At 54.9% G+C, this 17629-nt stretch carries 20 protein-coding genes, 1 tRNA gene and 1 rRNA gene; 11 read left to right on the top strand and 11 right to left on the bottom strand.

All coding sequences use genetic code 11. The features are described 5' to 3' along the window. Positions 1–8 precede the first annotated feature (8 nt). Positions 9–124, top strand: a 5S ribosomal RNA gene (gene rrf, locus ACERY3_RS15930). A 236-nt stretch (positions 125–360) separates the two neighbouring features. On the opposite strand, the gene ACERY3_RS15925 is transcribed toward rrf, so the two are convergent. Beyond that, a tRNA-Phe gene (locus ACERY3_RS15925) sits at positions 361–436 on the bottom strand. A 169-nt stretch (positions 437–605) separates the two neighbouring features. Between ACERY3_RS15925 and ACERY3_RS15920 the strand changes: the two genes are divergently transcribed. Then, the gene (locus ACERY3_RS15920) at positions 606–1451 is read left to right on the top strand and encodes an AraC family transcriptional regulator (protein WP_048975178.1); all 846 of its coding nucleotides are present in this window, start codon (positions 606–608) and stop codon (positions 1449–1451) included. 36 nt (positions 1452–1487) lie between these two features. Next, a complete protein-coding gene (locus tag ACERY3_RS15915; RefSeq protein WP_217072084.1) occupies positions 1488–2078 on the top strand; it encodes a LysE family translocator in 591 nt (196 codons plus the stop codon). Here ACERY3_RS15915 and ACERY3_RS15910 read toward each other — a convergent pair. From ACERY3_RS15910 to aspA, 5 genes are all read right to left on the bottom strand, one after another. Then, positions 2075–2650 (bottom strand): transcriptional regulator, encoded by a 576-nt coding sequence (locus ACERY3_RS15910; protein ID WP_032643754.1) that lies wholly within the window; start codon positions 2648–2650, stop codon positions 2075–2077. The two genes, ACERY3_RS15915 and ACERY3_RS15910, sit on opposite strands and share 4 nt — an antisense overlap. A 49-nt stretch (positions 2651–2699) precedes the next feature. Then, complete coding sequence (locus tag ACERY3_RS15905; RefSeq protein ID WP_373225963.1) at positions 2700–4391, bottom strand: protein-disulfide reductase DsbD; 1692 nt, start codon at positions 4389–4391, stop codon at positions 2700–2702. Then, positions 4367–4690 carry a divalent cation tolerance protein CutA gene (gene cutA / locus ACERY3_RS15900; protein ID WP_014168278.1) on the bottom strand — a complete coding sequence of 108 codons (324 nt, stop codon included), beginning with the start codon at positions 4688–4690 and terminating at the stop codon, positions 4367–4369. The genes ACERY3_RS15905 and cutA overlap by 25 nt, the downstream gene beginning before the upstream one ends. Positions 4691–4803: 113 nt before the next feature. Then, positions 4804–6105, bottom strand: a complete 1302-nt coding sequence (locus ACERY3_RS15895) for an anaerobic C4-dicarboxylate transporter (RefSeq protein ID WP_023334226.1) — start codon at positions 6103–6105, stop codon at positions 4804–4806. Between the two features lie 115 nt (positions 6106–6220). After that, positions 6221–7657: an aspartate ammonia-lyase gene (aspA, locus tag ACERY3_RS15890; RefSeq protein WP_003855923.1), complete on the bottom strand. Its 1437-nt coding sequence runs from the start codon at positions 7655–7657 to the stop codon at positions 6221–6223. A 335-nt stretch (positions 7658–7992) separates the two neighbouring features. Between aspA and ACERY3_RS15885 the strand changes: the two genes are divergently transcribed. Continuing rightward, positions 7993–8457, top strand: coding sequence for an FxsA family protein (locus ACERY3_RS15885; protein WP_023616652.1), 465 nt, complete (start codon positions 7993–7995; stop codon positions 8455–8457). Between the two features lie 24 nt (positions 8458–8481). Here ACERY3_RS15885 and yjeH read toward each other — a convergent pair whose 3' ends face one another. Further along, on the bottom strand, positions 8482–9732 hold the full coding sequence (yjeH, locus tag ACERY3_RS15880) for an L-methionine/branched-chain amino acid transporter (RefSeq protein WP_058840421.1): 1251 nt from the start codon (positions 9730–9732) through the stop codon (positions 8482–8484). A gap of 179 nt (positions 9733–9911) precedes the next feature. Here yjeH and ACERY3_RS15875 point away from each other — a divergent pair, with 179 nt between their 5' ends. The 3 genes from ACERY3_RS15875 to ACERY3_RS15865 all read left to right on the top strand — a co-directional run bounded on the left by ACERY3_RS15875 (position 9912) and on the right by ACERY3_RS15865 (position 12368). Next, entirely contained in the window at positions 9912–10205 is a 294-nt protein-coding gene (locus tag ACERY3_RS15875) for a co-chaperone GroES (RefSeq protein ID WP_003855929.1), read from the top strand. A gap of 31 nt (positions 10206–10236) precedes the next feature. Next, positions 10237–11880 (top strand): chaperonin GroEL, encoded by a 1644-nt coding sequence (groL, locus tag ACERY3_RS15870; RefSeq protein ID WP_014882201.1) that lies wholly within the window; start codon positions 10237–10239, stop codon positions 11878–11880. 134 nt (positions 11881–12014) lie between these two features. Beyond that, positions 12015–12368: a DUF4156 domain-containing protein gene (locus ACERY3_RS15865; protein ID WP_023310115.1), complete on the top strand. Its 354-nt coding sequence runs from the start codon at positions 12015–12017 to the stop codon at positions 12366–12368. Positions 12369–12415: 47 nt separating this feature from the next. Here the strand turns inward: ACERY3_RS15865 and epmB are convergent, their stop codons facing one another. Beyond that, entirely contained in the window at positions 12416–13444 is a 1029-nt protein-coding gene (gene epmB / locus ACERY3_RS15860) for an EF-P beta-lysylation protein EpmB (RefSeq protein ID WP_373225961.1), read from the bottom strand. A 40-nt stretch (positions 13445–13484) separates the two neighbouring features. Between epmB and efp the strand changes: the two genes are divergently transcribed. From efp to ecnB, 3 genes are all read left to right on the top strand, one after another. Further along, on the top strand, positions 13485–14051 hold the full coding sequence (gene efp, locus ACERY3_RS15855; RefSeq protein ID WP_010427766.1) for an elongation factor P: 567 nt from the start codon (positions 13485–13487) through the stop codon (positions 14049–14051). A 58-nt stretch (positions 14052–14109) separates the two neighbouring features. Next, on the top strand, positions 14110–14241 hold the full coding sequence (locus ACERY3_RS15850) for an entericidin A/B family lipoprotein (protein WP_024907352.1): 132 nt from the start codon (positions 14110–14112) through the stop codon (positions 14239–14241). A gap of 108 nt (positions 14242–14349) precedes the next feature. Further along, on the top strand, positions 14350–14496 hold the full coding sequence (ecnB, locus tag ACERY3_RS15845) for a lipoprotein toxin entericidin B (protein ID WP_003025482.1): 147 nt from the start codon (positions 14350–14352) through the stop codon (positions 14494–14496). Positions 14497–14532: 36 nt separating this feature from the next. Here the strand turns inward: ecnB and ACERY3_RS15840 are convergent, their stop codons facing one another. Continuing rightward, positions 14533–15132 (bottom strand): LuxR C-terminal-related transcriptional regulator, encoded by a 600-nt coding sequence (locus ACERY3_RS15840; protein ID WP_033144453.1) that lies wholly within the window; start codon positions 15130–15132, stop codon positions 14533–14535. A gap of 261 nt (positions 15133–15393) precedes the next feature. Here ACERY3_RS15840 and sugE point away from each other — a divergent pair, with 261 nt between their 5' ends. Next, entirely contained in the window at positions 15394–15711 is a 318-nt protein-coding gene (gene sugE, locus ACERY3_RS15835; RefSeq protein WP_008502938.1) for a quaternary ammonium compound efflux SMR transporter SugE, read from the top strand. On the opposite strand, the gene ACERY3_RS15830 is transcribed toward sugE, so the two are convergent. Further along, positions 15708–16238, bottom strand: a complete 531-nt coding sequence (locus tag ACERY3_RS15830; protein WP_023310119.1) for a lipocalin family protein — start codon at positions 16236–16238, stop codon at positions 15708–15710. The two genes, sugE and ACERY3_RS15830, sit on opposite strands and share 4 nt — an antisense overlap. A gap of 135 nt (positions 16239–16373) precedes the next feature. Beyond that, the gene (gene blaACT, locus ACERY3_RS15825; protein WP_214586657.1) at positions 16374–17519 is read right to left on the bottom strand and encodes an ACT family cephalosporin-hydrolyzing class C beta-lactamase; all 1146 of its coding nucleotides are present in this window, start codon (positions 17517–17519) and stop codon (positions 16374–16376) included. Positions 17520–17629 lie beyond the last annotated feature (110 nt).

Genomic DNA, 17629 nt, shown 5'->3' with positions numbered 1-17629 from the left:
AGAATTTGCCTGGCGGCTTTAGCGCGGTGGTCCCACCTGACCCCATGCCGAACTCAGAAGTGAAACGCCGTAGCGCCGATGGTAGTGTGGGGTCTCCCCATGTGAGAGTAGGGAACTGCCAGGCATCGATTAGAAGAACCCCGTACCGTAAGGTGCGGGGTTTTTTGCTTTGTGCGCGCAGAAAAGCCCGATGGCGCTGCGCTTGCGGAGCCCACGAGTTTAGTAGGCCGAATAAGGCAAAGCCGCCATCCGGCAACGCAGACCGCACGATCCCACGACAAAGAGAAATAAGAATACAAAGAAGGGATGTATAAACGCAGAAAAGCAAAAACCCAGCCATAGGCTGGGTTCTTTAAATAGTGGTGCCCGGACTCGGAATCGAACCAAGGACACGGGGATTTTCAATCCCCTGCTCTACCGACTGAGCTATCCGGGCAACGGAGCGCATTAAACCGCAATCACGCTCGATCGTCAACATTATTTCGGGAAAAGCTGTTCAACTGCTTAAGTTTGCGGCAATCTGTCCGCTTTCGCCGTGAAAATGCACAAATCTTCCAGACACAACCAGCGTAATACGGCAATGCTGATAGCAAGAGGAGGACAGTATGGCGAATGACTGGCTTGAACTGCGTCAGCATGCAGATACGGGTATTGAGACGATTAAAGCGCATTTCGAAGGGCATGCCTTTGATCCGCACTGGCACGATAGCTATCTGGTAGGGATAACCCTCTCCGGCACGCAGCAGTTTCACTGCCGCCGTGAGCGTCATCGTAGCCAGCCGGGCGACGCATTTCTCCTCGAACCTGGCGAGATCCACGACGGTGATGCGCCTGTAGAGGGCGGCTTTACCTATTTGACCTTCTATCTGGATGAGCGCTGGCTTACCCGTGCGCTACAGGGACTTTACGAATCTACTCCAGGGAGTTATTCACTCCACTTTGCCCAAACGCTGACGCGGGAGCCGCAGCTGGTGCGCGCTATCGGTGAGACATTCTCCACCCTGCATAATGACGAGATGAAAATCGTTCAGCAGAGCACAATGGATAATCTGCTCTCCCGGATCACCGCCCACTGCCACTGGCGTAAAAAACTGCCGTCGCAGTTACAAAGCGCTGCCGTGGCGCACCGTGCGCGCGACTATCTCTTTGCTCATATCGGCGAGAACGTAGGGCTGTCAGACCTTGCGCGCGAGACGGGCACGGATCGCTTTACCCTGACGCGCTGTTTTAAGCGCGAGTTCAACCTGGCGCCACACGCATGGCTTATTCAGCTGCGCCTGGCAAAGGCCCGACAGCTGCTGGCGCGTGGTGACCAGCCTGTTGATGTGGCTGCCGCAGTGGGATTTGCCGATCAAAGCCATCTGGGACGTTGGTTTCAGCGTGCTTACCGTATCTCTCCTGCACACTATCGACGGTTGTGCACAAACCTTCCAGACGTTTCCAAAAAATAACGGCACATTCATGGCTCTAATAAAAAGGAGCCACCTGTGAGTTTGATACCCTTTCTGTTGTTCGCATTTGTCGCCTCCATTACGCCGGGGCCGACCAATATTCTCGTGCTGACGAACAGCCAGCACTTTGGCGTAAATAATACCGTACCTGCTATTCTGGGCGGATGTATCGCGGCCAGTGCGATTGTGCTGGTATCAGGCGCGGGCGCAGGGGAAGTGCTGCGGCAGTATCCTCTGATACGTCAGATAATGAGCTGGGCAGGCGTGCTGTGGCTAAGCTGGATGAGCTGGCAGCTGTTTCGCGCCCCGGCTGCCCGTCTCTCCGCTGAGAACCGTATTCGATTCACCGCTCGGGCGGCGGCGCTGCTGCAGATCGTGAACCCCAAAACCTGGATGATGGCGCTGGCCGTCGTCAGCCTGTTTGCCCCAGCAGGTGACCATGCATTGCGGGATATTGCGCTAATGGCGCTATGGTTCCTGCTGATCTCGATAGCCTGTTTGATGTGCTGGGCGTGGTTGGGTAAAGCGGTGAATCGAATTTTTCGCACCACCGAGGCGATGGTGCGGTTTCAGCGCCTCATGGCGCTGTGTCTGCTCGTCTCCGCCTGGGCGGGCATGCTGGCTTAGGTCAGCGCTCCACCCATTCTGCATTGGGCAAAGCGTAGAATATCTTCCGCCAGGCGGTGCGCCGTATCCACATCGGCCTGGCTACGGTTCACCAGCATGCGGCTGAGGCAACCTTCCAGCACCAGCTCCATCTGTTTAGCCACCATCGCAGGGTCATCGACTTCCAGCGTGGTCAGCAGCTCGTGGGTAAAGTCATGCGCCGCCCGTTTTTGCTGATCCGCCAACTGGTGAATAGGATGGCCAGGGTCAGGAAAATAAGTGCAGGCGGCGATGAACAGACAACCCGGGTAGCGGTTGTTGCTGACGCATTCCGTCAGGGCGGTATAGCGCGCCAGCAGCTTTTGCTCCGCGGTCAGTTCTTCATTCAGCATCAGTTGTCTGCGCCAGATATCAACCTGCTGGCTGAGATAGCGCAGGGCGTCATACAGTAGCGCCTCTTTATCCGGCCAGAAGCGCTTAAGTTCATCCAGGGGATAATCGATACGGTCGGCTACCATCTCAAGCGTGGTGCTGGCGATCCCTTGAATCTCAAGTAGTTGCAGGGCTTGTCCCAGTACGTCTTCACGTTGCACGGTTATCTCCTCCGCTATTCCCAATGGTTTGTCCCGCTTAAAGTGTTGTTTACGGTTGGCGATTGCGCAAATGCGCGCTAAATGCCGCAGCATCCATAAACCCGGTTACACGCTGCTCAGGCTGCTCCTGGCCCTGTTGATTGAAGAACAGAATGGTTGGCAGCCCGAGCACGTTAAGCTGCTTCAGCAGAGCCTTATCCTGCGCATTATTGGCGGTCACGTTAGCCTGGAGCAAAACGGTCTCTTTCAGGGCGTTTTGCACCTGTTGATCGCTAAAAGTATATTTTTCAAACTCTTTGCAGGCGACACACCAGTCGGCATAGAGATCGAGCATCACCGGTTTGCCATTCGCCTCTGCCAGAGCGCTGTTAAGTTCATCCACGTTTTTTATCTGGGTAAAGTTCAGATGCGCCTGGGTCTGACTCACCGGTGTGCCGAAGGCCCAGTCCTGCAGAGGGCGTACGCTCACCAGCGCGGCAGCCAGCAGCAGGATTTGCACCAGGCGCATCCATGGCTTCTTCGCCCCCAGGCTGACGATAAACGCCCAGGCAAAGAATGCTACGCCGAGCATCGCCCACAGGCGTAAACCCCAGGCGTCGCCGATGATACGCTCAAGAAGGAACACCGGCAGCGCGAGGATGACAAAACCAAATGCGGTTTTCACCGTCTCCATCCACGGGCCGCTCTTCGGCAGAAGTCGATTGCCGAAAACCGTGACCAGAATCAGCGGCAGGCCCATGCCCAGCGCGTAGAGGTACAGCGTCCCCCCGCCGAGCCACATGTTACCGCTCTGGGCGATGTACAGCAGGATAGCGCTCAGCGGTGCGGTAGTGCAGGGAGAGCAAATCAGCCCGGCAATGGCACCCATCGCGAACACGCCGCCTGCGGAGCCGCCCTGCTGACGGTTGCTCATCAGCGTTAAGCGCGTTTGCAGCGAAGAGGGCAGCTGTAGCGTGAACAGGCCAAACATTGACAGCGCCAACAGGATAAACACCGCTGACAGGCCAATGAGAACATAAGGGTGCTGGAGTGCCGCCTGGAACTGTAACCCGGCAGCGGCAACCACAAGGCCAAGGGCTGTGTAGGTTAGCGCCATTCCTTGCACGTATATAAAAGCCAGCAGCAGGGCGCGGGCAGTAGAAAGACGCTGTTTGCCGCCCAGCACGATGCCAGAGATGAGCGGATACATCGGCAACACGCACGGCGTAAAGGCAATGCCGATACCAATCAGTAACGCCCACAGCGCTGAGAACGGAAGGTCAGCGCGGTCGTTGGTTTTCTCAACCGCAGGGACCGGCGTTACAGCAGCAGACGCTTTCACTTCGCTGAGCGGCACGACTTTCGTTTCCGGTGGATAGCAGAATCCCGCGTCCGCGCATCCCTGATAGGTCACCGTCAGCGTCGCGCCTTTGTCCGCCTGATTCACCGTAACGGGCACGCTCAGGCGCTGGCGGTAGATTTCACTCTTACCGTAGAACTCGTCCTCGTGCCACTCGCCAGCGGGCAATTGTAATGCGCTCACGTTTGCCCGGGCAGGGGTAATGCTCACCTGCTTGCGATAGAGGTAATAGCCCTCTTTCACCTGCCAGGTGAGCGTCAGATTGTGCTGGTTCTGCTGAAAATCGAAAACAAACACCTGGTCGGCAGGAATAAAGTTCGAACGGCCGGGCGCGTCAAACAACCCGGCAAAAGCTGACGTGCTGCACAGCAGCAGGATCAGCGTAAGGAAGCGTTGAGCCATGAGAGATAGTCGTTATCGCCATGAACCACTGGCAATACCAGCAGCTCCGGGGTTTGGTAAGGATGATGAGATTTGAGGCAGTCCAGGAGAGCCTGCTGATTCGCCAGATTGGTTTTGAGCAACATCTGGACTTCGTACTCTTGCTCCAGCTTGCCTTCCCAGTAATAAAGGGAGGTGGCACCAGGGAGGAGCGTCACGCAGGCAGCCAGTTTTTCGGCCAGCACTTTGGCGGCGAGATCCTGGGCAGAGGCTTCATCAGGGGCGGTGCACAGTACGACAACAGCATCAGGCGTGTTCACAAGTCGACCTCCTCATCACGAAAGGCTTCACTATATCACGCAAGGCGGTTGGTCATTAATGAAACGGGCCGCAGAGCGGCCCGATTTTAACTATTTTTACAACCACTCACCGTTTACAGCACCACGCCGCCAATGATAAAGCCGAGGATCACACAAAGTGAAATGGCGACCACGCCCGGGATCAGGAACGCGTGGTTAAACACATACTTACCGATACGGGTTGAGCCGGTGTCGTCCATCTCCACCGCCGCCAGCAGGGTTGGGTAAGTTGGCAGAACGAACAGGGCAGAAACCGCCGCGAAAGAGGCAATCGCCGTCAGTGGCGTCACGCCCAGCATCAGTGCCGCAGGCATCAGCGCTTTGGTGGTCGCCGCCTGGGAGTAAAGCAGGGTAGCGGCAAAGAACAGCACCACCGCCAGCAGCCACGGGTAGTTGTGCAGCAGGTCGCCAGCGACGGTCTGAATGTCGCTGATGTGCGCTTTCACGAAGGTATCACCGAGCCACGCCACGCCCAGTACGCATACGCAGGCGCTCATACCGGATTTAAAGGTGCTGGCGTTCAGCACTTCGCTGGTGTCGATTTTACAGGTGATGCTAATCAGCGTCGCGATGGTCAGCATAAACACTACAATCGCTTCGTTACGCGGCAGGACAGGGTTCTGGATCAGGCCCACGGTGTCGCTGATGGCGGTCGCGTAGAACATCACCGCGACAATACCGATCAGGAACAGCAGCACGGAGCGCTTTGCGTGCGGCTTCAGCTCGAAGACCTGGCTGCCGCGCAGTCTCACTTCACCCTTGGCAAGGCGTTCCTGGTAAACCGGATCGTCTTTCAGTTCGGCGCCGAGGAAGTTACACAGCACGGCAGTAATCATCACCGCGATCAGCGTCACCGGGATACAGATCGCCAGCAGCGTCAGGTAGCTCACGCCCATCGGCTCCAGAATACCGGCGAAGAAGACCACCGCAGCGGAAATCGGCGAGGCGGTAATCGCAATCTGGGACGCGACGACGGCAATAGAGAGCGGACGAGACGGACGGATACCCTGCTCTTTCGCCACTTCGGTAATCACCGGCAGCGTAGAGAAGGCGGTGTGGCCCGTACCGGCGAGAATGGTCATAAACCAGGTCACCAGCGGGGCAAGGAAGGTAATGTATTTTGGATGGCGGCGCAGCATACGCTCCGCCAGGCTTACCAGGTAGTCCATACCGCCTGCCACCTGCATGGCGGCGATAGCGGCAATAACTGCCATGATGATTTCGATAACGTCGAACGGGATTGCGCCGGGTTTAATCTGAAAGATAAGGGTAAGAACGAGCACCCCGAGACCGCCGGCAAAACCGATGCCGATACCCCCGAGTCTTGCTCCCAAATAAATCGCCAACAAGACGATGACGAGTTCTGCTCCAAACATAAGGACCTGCCTTGCTTATTAACAAGTTGATATTGAATTGTTGTATTTAGGTAACGCCTAAAAAGAAAAAAGGCACGTCACAAGTGACGTGCCTTAAGAAGCCTAGCCAGAACGGTTACTGTTCGCTTTCATCGGTATATCGTTTCGCTTTATATGCCGGGTGCATCAGGTTCTGGGCCGAGAAGATATCGTCCAGCTCAGCTTCGGTCAACAGCCCGCGCTCCAGCACCACTTCACGTACGCTCTTACCGGTTTCGGCGCAAATCTTACCGACGATATCACCGTTGTGGTGACCGATGAACGGGTTGAGGTAGGTGACGATCCCGATGGAGTTATAGACATAACCCTCACAGACTTCTTTATTCGCCGTGATGCCGTTAATGCATTTTTCCAGCAGGTTGTAGCAGGCGTTCGTCAGGATGTGGATAGATTCAAACATCGCCTGACCAATCACTGGCTCCATCACGTTCAGCTGCAGCTGACCCGCTTCAGAGGCCATGGTCACGGTTGTATCGTTACCGATGACTTTGAAGCAAACCTGGTTCACCACTTCTGGCACTACCGGGTTCACCTTGGCTGGCATGATGGATGAACCGGCCTGCAGCTCTGGCAGGTTGATTTCATTCAGGCCAGCGCGCGGACCGGAAGAGAGCAGGCGCAGGTCGTTACAGATTTTGGACAGTTTTACCGCCAGACGTTTCAGGGCGCTGTGTACCATGACGTAGGCGCCGCAGTCGGAGGTGGCTTCAATCAGGTCTTCTGCAGGCACAACCGGCAGGTTAGAGACTTCAGCCAGCTTCTGTACCGCCAGCTGCTGATAGCCATCCGGGGTGTTCAGACGGGTACCGATGGCGGTGGCGCCCAGGTTCACTTCCAGCAGCAGCTCGGAGGTGCGCAGCAGGTTTTTGGTCTCTTCGTTCAGCAGTACGTTAAACGCGTGGAATTCCTGGCCGAGCGTCATCGGCACCGCGTCCTGCAGCTGGGTACGACCCATTTTCAGGATGTCCTGGAACTCAACCGCTTTACGCTGGAAGCCATCACCCAGCTGGTTGATCGCATCCACCAGCTTCACCACAGAGGCATACACCGCGATACGGAAGCCGGTAGGGTAGGCGTCGTTGGTAGACTGGCATTTGTTTACGTGGTCGTTCGGGTTCAGGTACTGGTATTCACCTTTCTGGTGACCCATCAGCTCCAGGCCAATGTTTGCCAGTACTTCGTTGGTATTCATGTTGACGGAGGTGCCCGCGCCGCCCTGATAGACGTCAACCGGGAACTGGTCCATGCATTTGCCGTTGTTCAGCACTTCATCGCAGGCTGCGATAATCGCATTTGCCGCGCTTTTAGGAATGGTTTGCAGCTCTTTGTTGGCCAGTGCTGCGGCTTTCTTCACCATCACCATGCCACGGACAAACTCAGGGATGTCGCTGATTTTGCTGTTGCTGATGTAGAAGTTTTCAATCGCTCTCAGAGTGTGGACACCGTAGTAGGCATCCGCTGGAACTTCCCTGGTACCCAACAAGTCTTCTTCGATACGAATGTTGTTTAACATGTGAACCTTCTTTTCAAGCTGCCGATGGATTGTACTAAACACACAGTATTTATGTGGTTTTGAATATTTTCTGGCCGACGATTATTCCCTCAATCAGCCAGATGCTCGAGATCATATGCTGATGATAGCGAATTGCCGTAAGCTGGATCACTTATTATCGAGCCGATTCCATGATAATTATTAATCTGTGAAATGGGTCACCGCTTTATAATTTCCAAAAAAAATATCCGTGCAAACTGATTGAATTTTCGCTAACCGTCACCATTTCATACAAACGCGCGTCGCGAACACATTCAGACAGGGGCCCGATGGCCTCTGCCACACAGGAGATGCCAGTGCGCTGGATACCGTTTATTGCTTTCTTTCTCTATGTTTACATTGAGATTTCCATTTTCATCCAGGTTGCCCATGTGCTGGGCGTCCTGCTGACGCTGATTCTGGTGATTTTCACCTCCGTCATCGGCATGTCGCTGGTGCGTAATCAGGGTTTCAAAAATTTCCTGATAATGCAGCAGAAGATGGCCGCAGGGGAAAGCCCGGCGGAAGAGATGATCAAAAGCGTGTCGTTGATTATTGCGGGGCTGCTGCTGATCCTGCCGGGGTTCTTCACTGACTTCCTTGGCCTTCTGCTGCTTCTGCCGCCGGTGCAAAAACACCTGACCATGAAGCTGCTGCCGCATCTGCGCTTTAGCCGTATGCCGGGGGGCGGATTCAGCACCGGGCCGGGCGATACCTTTGAAGGGGAGTATCAGCGTAAGGATGAACAGCACGACCGTTTAGACCATAAAGACGATCGGTGATTTTGTTGCCCGGTGGCGCTTCGCCTACCGGGCCTCCGGTAGCGCACTGCGCTTCGGCAAAAACACCCACAGCCCTGCCAGCATGACAATCGCGTACAGACTCTTCCATCCCACCATCGCCAGCAACAGCAGGCAAAGCAAACCCCCGACGACCGCCAGAGCTTTATAGCGACCTTTCAGCAAACGACATCCCGCCAGCATGCACAGCAGGTAGATCATGATGAAAATGCCGTTGGCGTAAACGATCAGCGCGTCAAGATTGATCTTCAGTGCGTAAATACACAGCGTGCTCACCACGCAGCAGCCCAGTACGGCATTCAGGGCATTCAGCGGAAGCTGGCGTTTAGACAGGCGCGCGAGGCGATTCTCTGGTTTGTCGAGCGCCTGCGACCACACCAGCCGGGCAAAGCTCTGGATATAAATATTGAGGCTGGCAAAACAGGCGAGATAGCCGATGACACAGGCGATCCATAGCGCCTTCACGCCGAACAGTTCCACCACGATACCCGGTAGCGATGCCGCGGCGGCGAGATCCGCTCCGAACGCGTGGAAGTGTAAGACCAGCACGGTACACGCCCAATAGACCGTGCCAGCCAGCAGCAGGCCTATCATCAGCGCGCGGGGGAAATCACGTTCAGGCTGCTTAAATTCAGAGGCCAGATGAGCAAAGGCTTCCAGACCAACAAAACACCAGAACATGACGGAGAGCGCGGCGAAAAGCTCGGAATGGTCGACGTCGGTCAGTGCCGGGAAGGGAATTTCCTTGATTGTGATATCGCCCGCCCACCATATTGCGACAACGAGCGCGACAATCAGCACCGCAACCAGCGTCTGCAGGTTGGCGCTGGAGCTGGCGCCGCGAGAGCCCACCCACCAGACGATTGCCAGCGTACCCAGCTCGGCCAGCAATAACTGCTCGTTATGCCAGCCAAACAGCGCCTGACCAAAGCCGGTCGCAATATGCAACGCCGCAGGAAGGCCAACCGGAATGACGGAGAGAAACAGCCAGCCGGTGACACGCTGCAGCCGCGGGCCAAAGGCCAGTCCGACAAAGTGCGCCACGCCGCCCGCGCTGGGGAAATGCCGCCCCAGGATGGCAAACACAATGGCTATCGGGAAAACCAATACAATCAGCGCCGGCCACGCCCACAGGCTGTTATTTCCAGCCACCAGCGCCGCCAGTGCGGGTACGGCAAACACGCCCGTACCTAACAAGGAGGTTGAGAGCAGTCCGACGCCCTGCGCCAGCCCCAGCTCCTGCTTGAGTCCACTCATTCACATCGCCCTGCCAGTACCAAAAGAGAGGCGATGGTAACACTTTCGCAAATTTTTTTTTCGACTCCCCCTTGAAGGGGGAAAAAGCTATCCCCATCTCTCAGGGCACTAGTCGGAAAACCGCATGCGGGCCGGCGTCATCCATAACTGATAATGACTTTCTCAAAGGAGAGCTATCAATGAGTATTCGTCCGTTACATGATCGTGTGATCGTCAAACGTAAAGAAGTTGAAACCAAGTCTGCTGGCGGCATCGTTCTGACCGGTTCTGCAGCAGCCAAATCAACGCGTGGCGAAATCATCGCTGTCGGTAAGGGCCGCATCCTGGAAAACGGAACTGTGCAGCCACTGGACGTTAAAGTTGGTGACATCGTAATTTTCAACGATGGCTACGGCGTGAAATCCGAGAAGATCGACAATGAAGAAGTGTTGATCATGTCCGAGAGCGACATTCTGGCAATTGTTGAAGCGTAATTTACGCACGAGAATTTGAGGAAATAAGAACATGGCAGCTAAAGACGTAAAATTCGGTAACGACGCTCGTGTAAAAATGCTCCGCGGCGTAAACGTACTGGCAGATGCAGTTAAAGTGACTCTGGGCCCGAAAGGCCGCAACGTAGTGCTGGATAAATCCTTCGGCGCGCCAACCATCACCAAAGATGGTGTTTCTGTAGCACGTGAAATTGAGCTGGAAGACAAGTTCGAAAACATGGGCGCGCAGATGGTGAAAGAAGTTGCCTCTAAAGCGAACGACGCTGCTGGTGACGGTACCACTACCGCGACCGTACTGGCGCAGGCAATCATCACCGAAGGTCTGAAAGCCGTTGCTGCGGGCATGAACCCAATGGATCTGAAACGTGGTATCGACAAAGCTGTCGCCTCCGCTGTTGAAGAGCTGAAAGCGCTGTCCGTACCGTGCTCTGACTCTAAAGCCATTGCTCAGGTTGGTACTATCTCCGCTAACTCCGACGAAACCGTAGGTAAACTGATCGCTGAAGCGATGGACAAAGTCGGTAAAGAAGGCGTGATCACCGTTGAAGACGGTACCGGTCTGGAAGACGAACTGGACGTGGTTGAAGGTATGCAGTTCGACCGCGGTTACCTGTCCCCATACTTCATCAACAAGCCAGAGACTGGCGCTGTTGAGCTGGAAAGCCCGTTCATCCTGCTGGCTGACAAGAAAATCTCCAACATCCGCGAAATGCTGCCAGTGCTGGAAGCCGTTGCGAAAGCAGGCAAGCCGTTGGTGATCATCGCTGAAGACGTTGAAGGCGAAGCGCTGGCGACCCTGGTGGTTAACACCATGCGCGGCATCGTGAAAGTGGCTGCGGTTAAAGCACCTGGCTTCGGCGATCGCCGTAAAGCGATGCTGCAGGATATCGCTACCCTGACCGGCGGTACCGTAATCTCTGAAGAGATCGGTATGGAACTGGAAAAAGCGACCCTGGAAGACCTGGGCCAGGCGAAACGCGTTGTGATCAACAAAGACACCACCACCATCATCGATGGCGTGGGTGAAGAAGCTGCTATTCAGGGCCGCGTGGGTCAGATCCGTAAGCAGATCGAAGAAGCGACTTCCGATTACGACCGTGAAAAACTGCAGGAGCGCGTAGCGAAACTGGCAGGCGGCGTTGCGGTAATCAAAGTCGGTGCAGCGACCGAAGTTGAAATGAAAGAGAAAAAAGCACGCGTTGACGATGCCCTGCACGCGACCCGTGCTGCGGTAGAAGAAGGCGTGGTTGCTGGTGGTGGTGTTGCGCTGGTGCGTGTTGCCGCTAAACTGGCAGGCCTGACCGCACAGAACGAAGATCAGAACGTGGGTATTAAAGTTGCGCTGCGCGCAATGGAAGCTCCTCTGCGTCAGATCGTTTCTAACGCCGGTGAAGAGCCATCTGTGGTTGCGAACAACGTGAAAGCGGGCGAAGGTAACTACGGTTATAACGCAGCAACTGAAGAATACGGCAACATGATCGACTTCGGTATCCTGGATCCAACGAAAGTGACCCGTTCTGCTCTGCAGTACGCGGCATCTGTCGCTGGCCTGATGATCACCACCGAGTGCATGGTCACCGATATGCCTAAAGGCGATGCACCAGACTTAGGTGCTGCTGGCATGGGCGGCATGGGCGGTATGGGCGGCATGATGTAATCGTGCGCTCTACGTCGTAGAATGTGAAAAACCCCCGGGCAGAAATGCTCGGGGGTTTTTCTTTTGGTCATCTTTTAGGTATAAGATTTACACACGGACAACTACTGTCCAGCTTATTGAAAACGAGGAATAACATGCGCGTAAAAGTCTGTGCAGGGATTGTAGGGGCAGCATTGCTGCTGGCGGGTTGTAGCTCCAGCAATGAGCTGTCGGCAGCGGGCCAGGGCGTTCGCTTTGTGGAAGATAAGCCTGGCAGTGAATGCCAGCTGTTAGGCACGGCAACCGGTGAGCAAAGTAACTGGATGTCAGGGCAGCATGGCGAAGAAGGCGGCTCGATGCGCGGTGCGGCGAATGCCCTGCGTAACCAGGCTGCGGCAATGGGCGGTAACGTGATTTACGGCGTGAGCAGCCCAACGCAGAGTATGCTGTCCAGCTTCGTGCCGACCGCCAGCCAGATGAACGGCCAGGTCTACAAGTGCCCGAACTGATTGCCTTTTTCCCTCTCCCTGTGGGAGAGGGTTAGGGTGCGGGGAAACTAGCGCTGCCGCAGCTGCAAATCCAGCGGCGTCTTGCTCGGCTCTCCGCCAATCTCGCGTGCCAGCTTCGGCACCATATAGCCTGAAACCAGCGTTAACAGTTCGCGCATAATCTGCCGGGCTTCTTCATCCGTCACCATGAAATGGGCCGCGCCCTGAACGCGATCCAGCACGTGCAGGTAATAGGGCATCACGCCCGCATCAAACAGGGCATTGCTCAGATCAGCCAGCACGCGGGCGCTGTCATTGACGCCGCGCAGCAGCACGCTCTGGTTCAGCAGCGTCACGCCCGCTTTACGCAGACGCGCCATCGCCGCGCGAAAGTCATCGTCAATTTCGTTCGCGTGGTTGATATGGTTCACCAGCAGCACCTGCAATCTTGACCGCTCCAGGCGTGATACCAGGCCGTCAGTGACTCGTGCCGGAATGACAATCGGTAAACGGCTGTGAATACGCAGACGCTTAACGTGCGGAATGGCTTCAAGCTGGGTCAGCAGCCAGTCCAGCTCATGATCTTTTGCCATCAGCGGGTCACCGCCGGAAAAAATAATCTCATCCAGCTCCGGATGGGCGGCGATATAGTCCAGCGCGACCTGCCAGTTGCGTTTATTGCCCTGGTTTTCGGCATAGGGGAAGTGCCGACGGAAGCAATAACGACAATTTACCGCGCAACCGCCTTTTACCAGCAGCAGGGCGCGGTTGAGATACTTGTGCAGTAAACCCGGCACCACGCTGTTCTGCTCTTCCAGCGGATCGGTGCTGTATCCCGGCGCGGTGACAAACTCATCCTGCGAAGTAAGCGTTTGTTTTAAAAGTGGATCGTCGGGGTTGCCTTTCTCCATCCGCGCCACAAACGCACGGGGAACGCGCAGGGCGAAAAGGCGCTTTGCCTCGCGGCCTGCAAGCAACTCTGGGTGCTGATCGAGGTCTAAAAGACGCAGCAATTCATCAGGACTGGTGATTACATCGGCAAGTTGCGATAACCAATCTTCTCTGGACGGGGTGTTTAGGGTTACAATATGCGCCATTTTGTGGCTTAGCTACCAGTTAACAAATTTAGAGGGCCTTATGGCAACGTACTATAGCAACGATTTTCGTGCTGGTCTTAAAATCATGATGGACGGCGAACCGTACGCGGTTGAAGCCAGCGAATTCGTTAAACCAGGTAAAGGCCAGGCATTCGCACGCGTTAAGCTGCGCCGTCTGCTGACCGGTACCCGTGTTGAGAAAACCTTCAAGTCTACTGACTCCGCTGAAGGCGCTGATGTTGTTGATATGAACCTGACCTATCTGTACAACGACGGTGAGTTCTATCATTTCATGAACAACTCCACTTTCGAACAGCTGTCTGCTGATGAGAAAGCGGTAGGTGATAGCGCTAAATGGCTGCTGGATCAGGCTGAGTGCATCGTGACTCTGTGGAACGGCCAGCCTATCGCTGTGACCCCACCAAACTTCGTAGAACTGGAAATCGTTGAAACCGATCCAGGTCTGAAAGGTGATACCGCAGGTACCGGCGGTAAACCAGCTAAACTGTCTACCGGCGCCGTGGTTAAAGTTCCACTGTTCGTACAGACTGGCGAAGTGATCAAAGTGGATACCCGCTCCGGCGAATACGTATCCCGCGTGAAGTAATTTACGTCATGATTGAAGGCGCAGCGCCCGCTGCGCCTGATTTTTGCAGGCAGGGATGATGAAACGTACCGTTAAAATTCTGCTTCTGTTAGCGCTTTCCAGTGCATTGCTTTCCGGCTGTAACACCACCCGTGGAATGGGACAAGATATCCAGGATCTCGGTCATATCATTTCTCACGCCGCCAGCTAAGTTCGTCTAATTTTCCTAAAAATGCTTCCGTTTCCGTCAACCGGCGGGATCTTGTCTATTCTTAAGTTGCTATACACAAAACAACTTTGGCTATAAAAGGAAGATATTATGGTTAAGAAGACAATTGCAGCGATCTTTTCAGTCCTGGTACTTTCTTCAGTGTTAACGGCCTGTAATACCACGCGTGGCGTCGGTCAGGATATTTCTGAAGGTGGTAGCGCAATCTCTGGTGCGGCAACTAAAGCTCAGCAGTAATTAACATACGGTACGAGACCAGCGGGTTTCGTACCGTCAGCTTTCTGATTCCTGCAGGGATAAGAACGGAGAAAAACGCGTATCCATATGCAATTTCATGCGGATATTGCGTTTGTAGGTATAGACCGTTTTTCCATTGATACTCAGGTGAGCGGCAATTTTTTGATTGCTTGCCCCGTCCATCCACAATGTCAGCACTTTCTCTTCCTGCCGGGTCAGCAAGGGGGCGGCTGCCGTTGGCCTTTCAGCGCTGGCGCGCGAGTTTAATGCGTCGTTGATAGTCGTTGCCACTTCTTCGAGACTGGCGTTTTTCAACAGCGACGACCACACCGGGAACTGTCCGAGCCAGTCGGTCATGCCGCGGTCCTCTCCCGATTGCAGCATAATAAACGGTAATCGTTCACTGGCGTTAAGCAAGGACGAGAGCTGCTGAAAATGATGAATATCCTGCCTGAAGCCGTACAGGTCGGCGATGACCAGCGTGGGTTTCCATTGCAGAATGTGCTCCCTGGCAAGGAACAGATTATTTAGCCCGGTCACAACGTAGTGTCCTGGGAACAAACCGGAATGATTGAGCCATGCTTCAAACCCCGTGCGGGTGAAGTGACAACGGTCAATCAAAAGAATTTTGAACATATTTTATTCGCAGTCGGCTAGTGGTTTGGCTTCCTGCCATCAGAAAGCACATCATCATAGAGAAGTCGGATGAGTGCTAAATGCCGGAACTACGCGCCATACTGCGGCTATTTCTTGCCTTAACGTGTTCAGCAAAAAATGATTGAAAAAAAATAGCACGCTAACCACAATATGGGGCGTAATCTCTGCCTTACGGGACGACCCGTAAGCGTTTCTTTCACCGGGGACGGCCCCAACTTGAATTAAGTTAAGGAGCCTGAAATGTCCTGGATCATTCTTTTTATTGCTGGCCTGCTCGAAGTGGTATGGGCAATTGGTCTCAAGTACACCCACGGATTTACCCGCCTGACGCCCAGCGTCATAACCGTCACCGCAATGATAGTGAGTATTGTCCTGTTATCCTGGGCGATGCGCTCGCTGCCTGTGGGAACGGCTTATGCCGTCTGGACGGGCATTGGTGCGGTGGGGGCCGCCATCACCGGCATTCTGCTGCTGGGAGAGTCAGCGAGTCTGGCGCGTATCGCCAGCCTCGCCTTGATTGTGGCCGGCATCGTTGGGCTGAAGCTCAGCACCCATTAATGGGGCTGTTTTACCCAGATGAGCTTTGACACATCAAACCCTTGTCGGGTCGCGACGTCCAGCATCTGCTGTTTCATTTCTGACGAAATAGTTGGCGTGCGGGAAAGTATCCACAAATAGTCGCGATCCGGCCCGCAGACCAGCGCGTGACGGTACTCTCTGTCGAGCGCGATCACGTTATAGCCGCCATAAAACGGGCCGAAGAAAGAGACTTTGAGCGCGGCCCGTCGCGGGTCGCCCGTGAAGTACGCTTTCCCAATCGACTGCTGCCACATCTCCCGATCGGGATTATAGCCCCGGTTGATCACCTGAATACCGCCATCATCCATCGGGCTGTAATTCGCAGTGACCTTCTCTAAGCCCTGCTCAAACCGATGGTCGAGGCGCGCGATTTCATACCATGTTCCAAGGAAGCGTTGTGCATCAAAAGGCGAGACGACGGTAACGCCTGGAGGTGGGGTAGGGGAACTGCAGGCAACCACTAAAAACGCGGCTGTCACCGCGGCGATAACAGGCAGAATGCGCATAGGAGTTTCCTTACTGTTTTTTGTTAAGTGTAGATGACGGCAAGGAAAATGTGGTTTTTGTGCGGTGTGTTTCGCCGGGTGGTCACCCCGTGGATTTTGTAGGCCGGGTAAGCGTTAGCGCCACCCGGCAATGTTTTACTGCAGCGCGTCGAGGATACGGTATGCCGCCTCAACGCGTGCCGGGTTCGGATAGCTTTTATTCGCCAGCATCACAATGCCGAGCTGCTTTTCAGGAATAAATGCCACGTAGCTGCCAAACCCGCCGGTAGAGCCGGTTTTATGGACCCAGGATGCGTTGACCGGGGGCGCCGGTGGATTCACTTCTCTCGCAGGCAGCGGTGCCAGCGCCACCTTATTGTCGCTACCTTCAACCACGGTTTTTGCATCGACCGGCCAGTTAAGCATTTCCCAGCCCAACCCCTGATACATGGCACCCACGCGCCAGTAGCGAGACTGCGCCAGGGTAAGGCCTTTCCTGAGTGAACTATCCTCAAGCGAGTCCGGCTTCATGTTGACCATCACCCAGCTTGCCATATCCTTCACGTTGGTTTTTACGCCATAGGCTTCAGCGTCCAGCATTCCTGGCGAAACGTGTACCGCCTTACCGTCGCGGTATCCCCAGGCGTAATGCGCCTCTTCCGCTTTCGGAACGTTAATCCAGGTATGGTCCAGCTTGAGCGGCTTAAAGACCCGCGTCGTTATGGCCTGCTCATAGCTCATGCCGGAAGGTTTGACCGCCAGCGCGCCAAAAAGACCGATGCTGGCGTTGGCATAAAGACGCGTGGTGCCCGGCTTCCACTGCGGCTGCCAGTTTTGATAAAAGCGCAGCAGAGAGGCGTTATCCGTGACCTCATCCGGTACCTGTAACGGCAAACCACCTGCGGTATAGGTTGCCAGATCCAGCATGCGGATCCCCTGCCACTGCTTGCCTGTCAGCTCAGGCCAGTATTTTGTCACCGGATCGCCCAGCGATATTTCACCGCGAGCAATGGCATCGCCGCCGAGTACGCCGGTGAAGGTTTTACTTATAGAGCCCAGCTCGAATAAGGTTTGTGGGGTGACAGGTTTGTTCGCCGCAACATCGGCTTTACCGAAGGTAAAGTAGTGCGGCTGACCCTGATAAATCACCGCCACCGCCATACCCGGAATGGCCTGCGCTTTCATCAGCGGCGTAACGGTACGTTCCACCACCTCAGCCAGCTGTTTTTCTGACATCGGTGCAGCCAATACCGAGCAGGAGGTGCTGAGCAGCAGGGCGCAGCAAAGGGATTTAGTCATCATCAGTTATCTTCCGTAATAGCAGTTCAAGGGAGTGTCCGGGCCCGTCAGACCGCTGTAGTCTGTTGGATTTGACTATGGCTGACAAACGGTTAAATTTACCATTAGCTGTT

The organism is Enterobacter cloacae complex sp. ESBL7 (genome assembly GCF_041679625.1).
GTDB lineage: Bacteria > Pseudomonadota > Gammaproteobacteria > Enterobacterales > Enterobacteriaceae > Enterobacter > Enterobacter asburiae_B.
Note: the sequence above shows the minus strand (reverse complement) of the source record. Positions and strands in the feature narration are given on the sequence as shown.

Coding starts and splice junctions, on each gene's coding strand:
- groL (WP_014882201.1), top strand. CDS start 10,237: ATGGCAGCTAAAGACGTAAAATTCGGTAACGACGCTCGTGTAAAAATG.
- sugE (WP_008502938.1), top strand. CDS start 15,394: ATGTCCTGGATCATTCTTTTTATTGCTGGCCTGCTCGAAGTGGTATGG.
- ACERY3_RS15865 (WP_023310115.1), top strand. CDS start 12,015: ATGCGCGTAAAAGTCTGTGCAGGGATTGTAGGGGCAGCATTGCTGCTG.
- ACERY3_RS15905 (WP_373225963.1), bottom strand. CDS start 4,391: ATGGCTCAACGCTTCCTTACGCTGATCCTGCTGCTGTGCAGCACGTCA.
- ecnB (WP_003025482.1), top strand. CDS start 14,350: ATGGTTAAGAAGACAATTGCAGCGATCTTTTCAGTCCTGGTACTTTCT.
- ACERY3_RS15920 (WP_048975178.1), top strand. CDS start 606: ATGGCGAATGACTGGCTTGAACTGCGTCAGCATGCAGATACGGGTATT.
- ACERY3_RS15875 (WP_003855929.1), top strand. CDS start 9,912: ATGAGTATTCGTCCGTTACATGATCGTGTGATCGTCAAACGTAAAGAA.
- ACERY3_RS15850 (WP_024907352.1), top strand. CDS start 14,110: ATGAAACGTACCGTTAAAATTCTGCTTCTGTTAGCGCTTTCCAGTGCA.
- aspA (WP_003855923.1), bottom strand. CDS start 7,657: ATGTTAAACAACATTCGTATCGAAGAAGACTTGTTGGGTACCAGGGAA.
- ACERY3_RS15830 (WP_023310119.1), bottom strand. CDS start 16,238: ATGCGCATTCTGCCTGTTATCGCCGCGGTGACAGCCGCGTTTTTAGTG.
- epmB (WP_373225961.1), bottom strand. CDS start 13,444: ATGGCGCATATTGTAACCCTAAACACCCCGTCCAGAGAAGATTGGTTA.
- ACERY3_RS15895 (WP_023334226.1), bottom strand. CDS start 6,105: ATGTTTGGAGCAGAACTCGTCATCGTCTTGTTGGCGATTTATTTGGGA.
- efp (WP_010427766.1), top strand. CDS start 13,485: ATGGCAACGTACTATAGCAACGATTTTCGTGCTGGTCTTAAAATCATG.
- yjeH (WP_058840421.1), bottom strand. CDS start 9,732: ATGAGTGGACTCAAGCAGGAGCTGGGGCTGGCGCAGGGCGTCGGACTG.
- blaACT (WP_214586657.1), bottom strand. CDS start 17,519: ATGATGACTAAATCCCTTTGCTGCGCCCTGCTGCTCAGCACCTCCTGC.
- ACERY3_RS15840 (WP_033144453.1), bottom strand. CDS start 15,132: ATGTTCAAAATTCTTTTGATTGACCGTTGTCACTTCACCCGCACGGGG.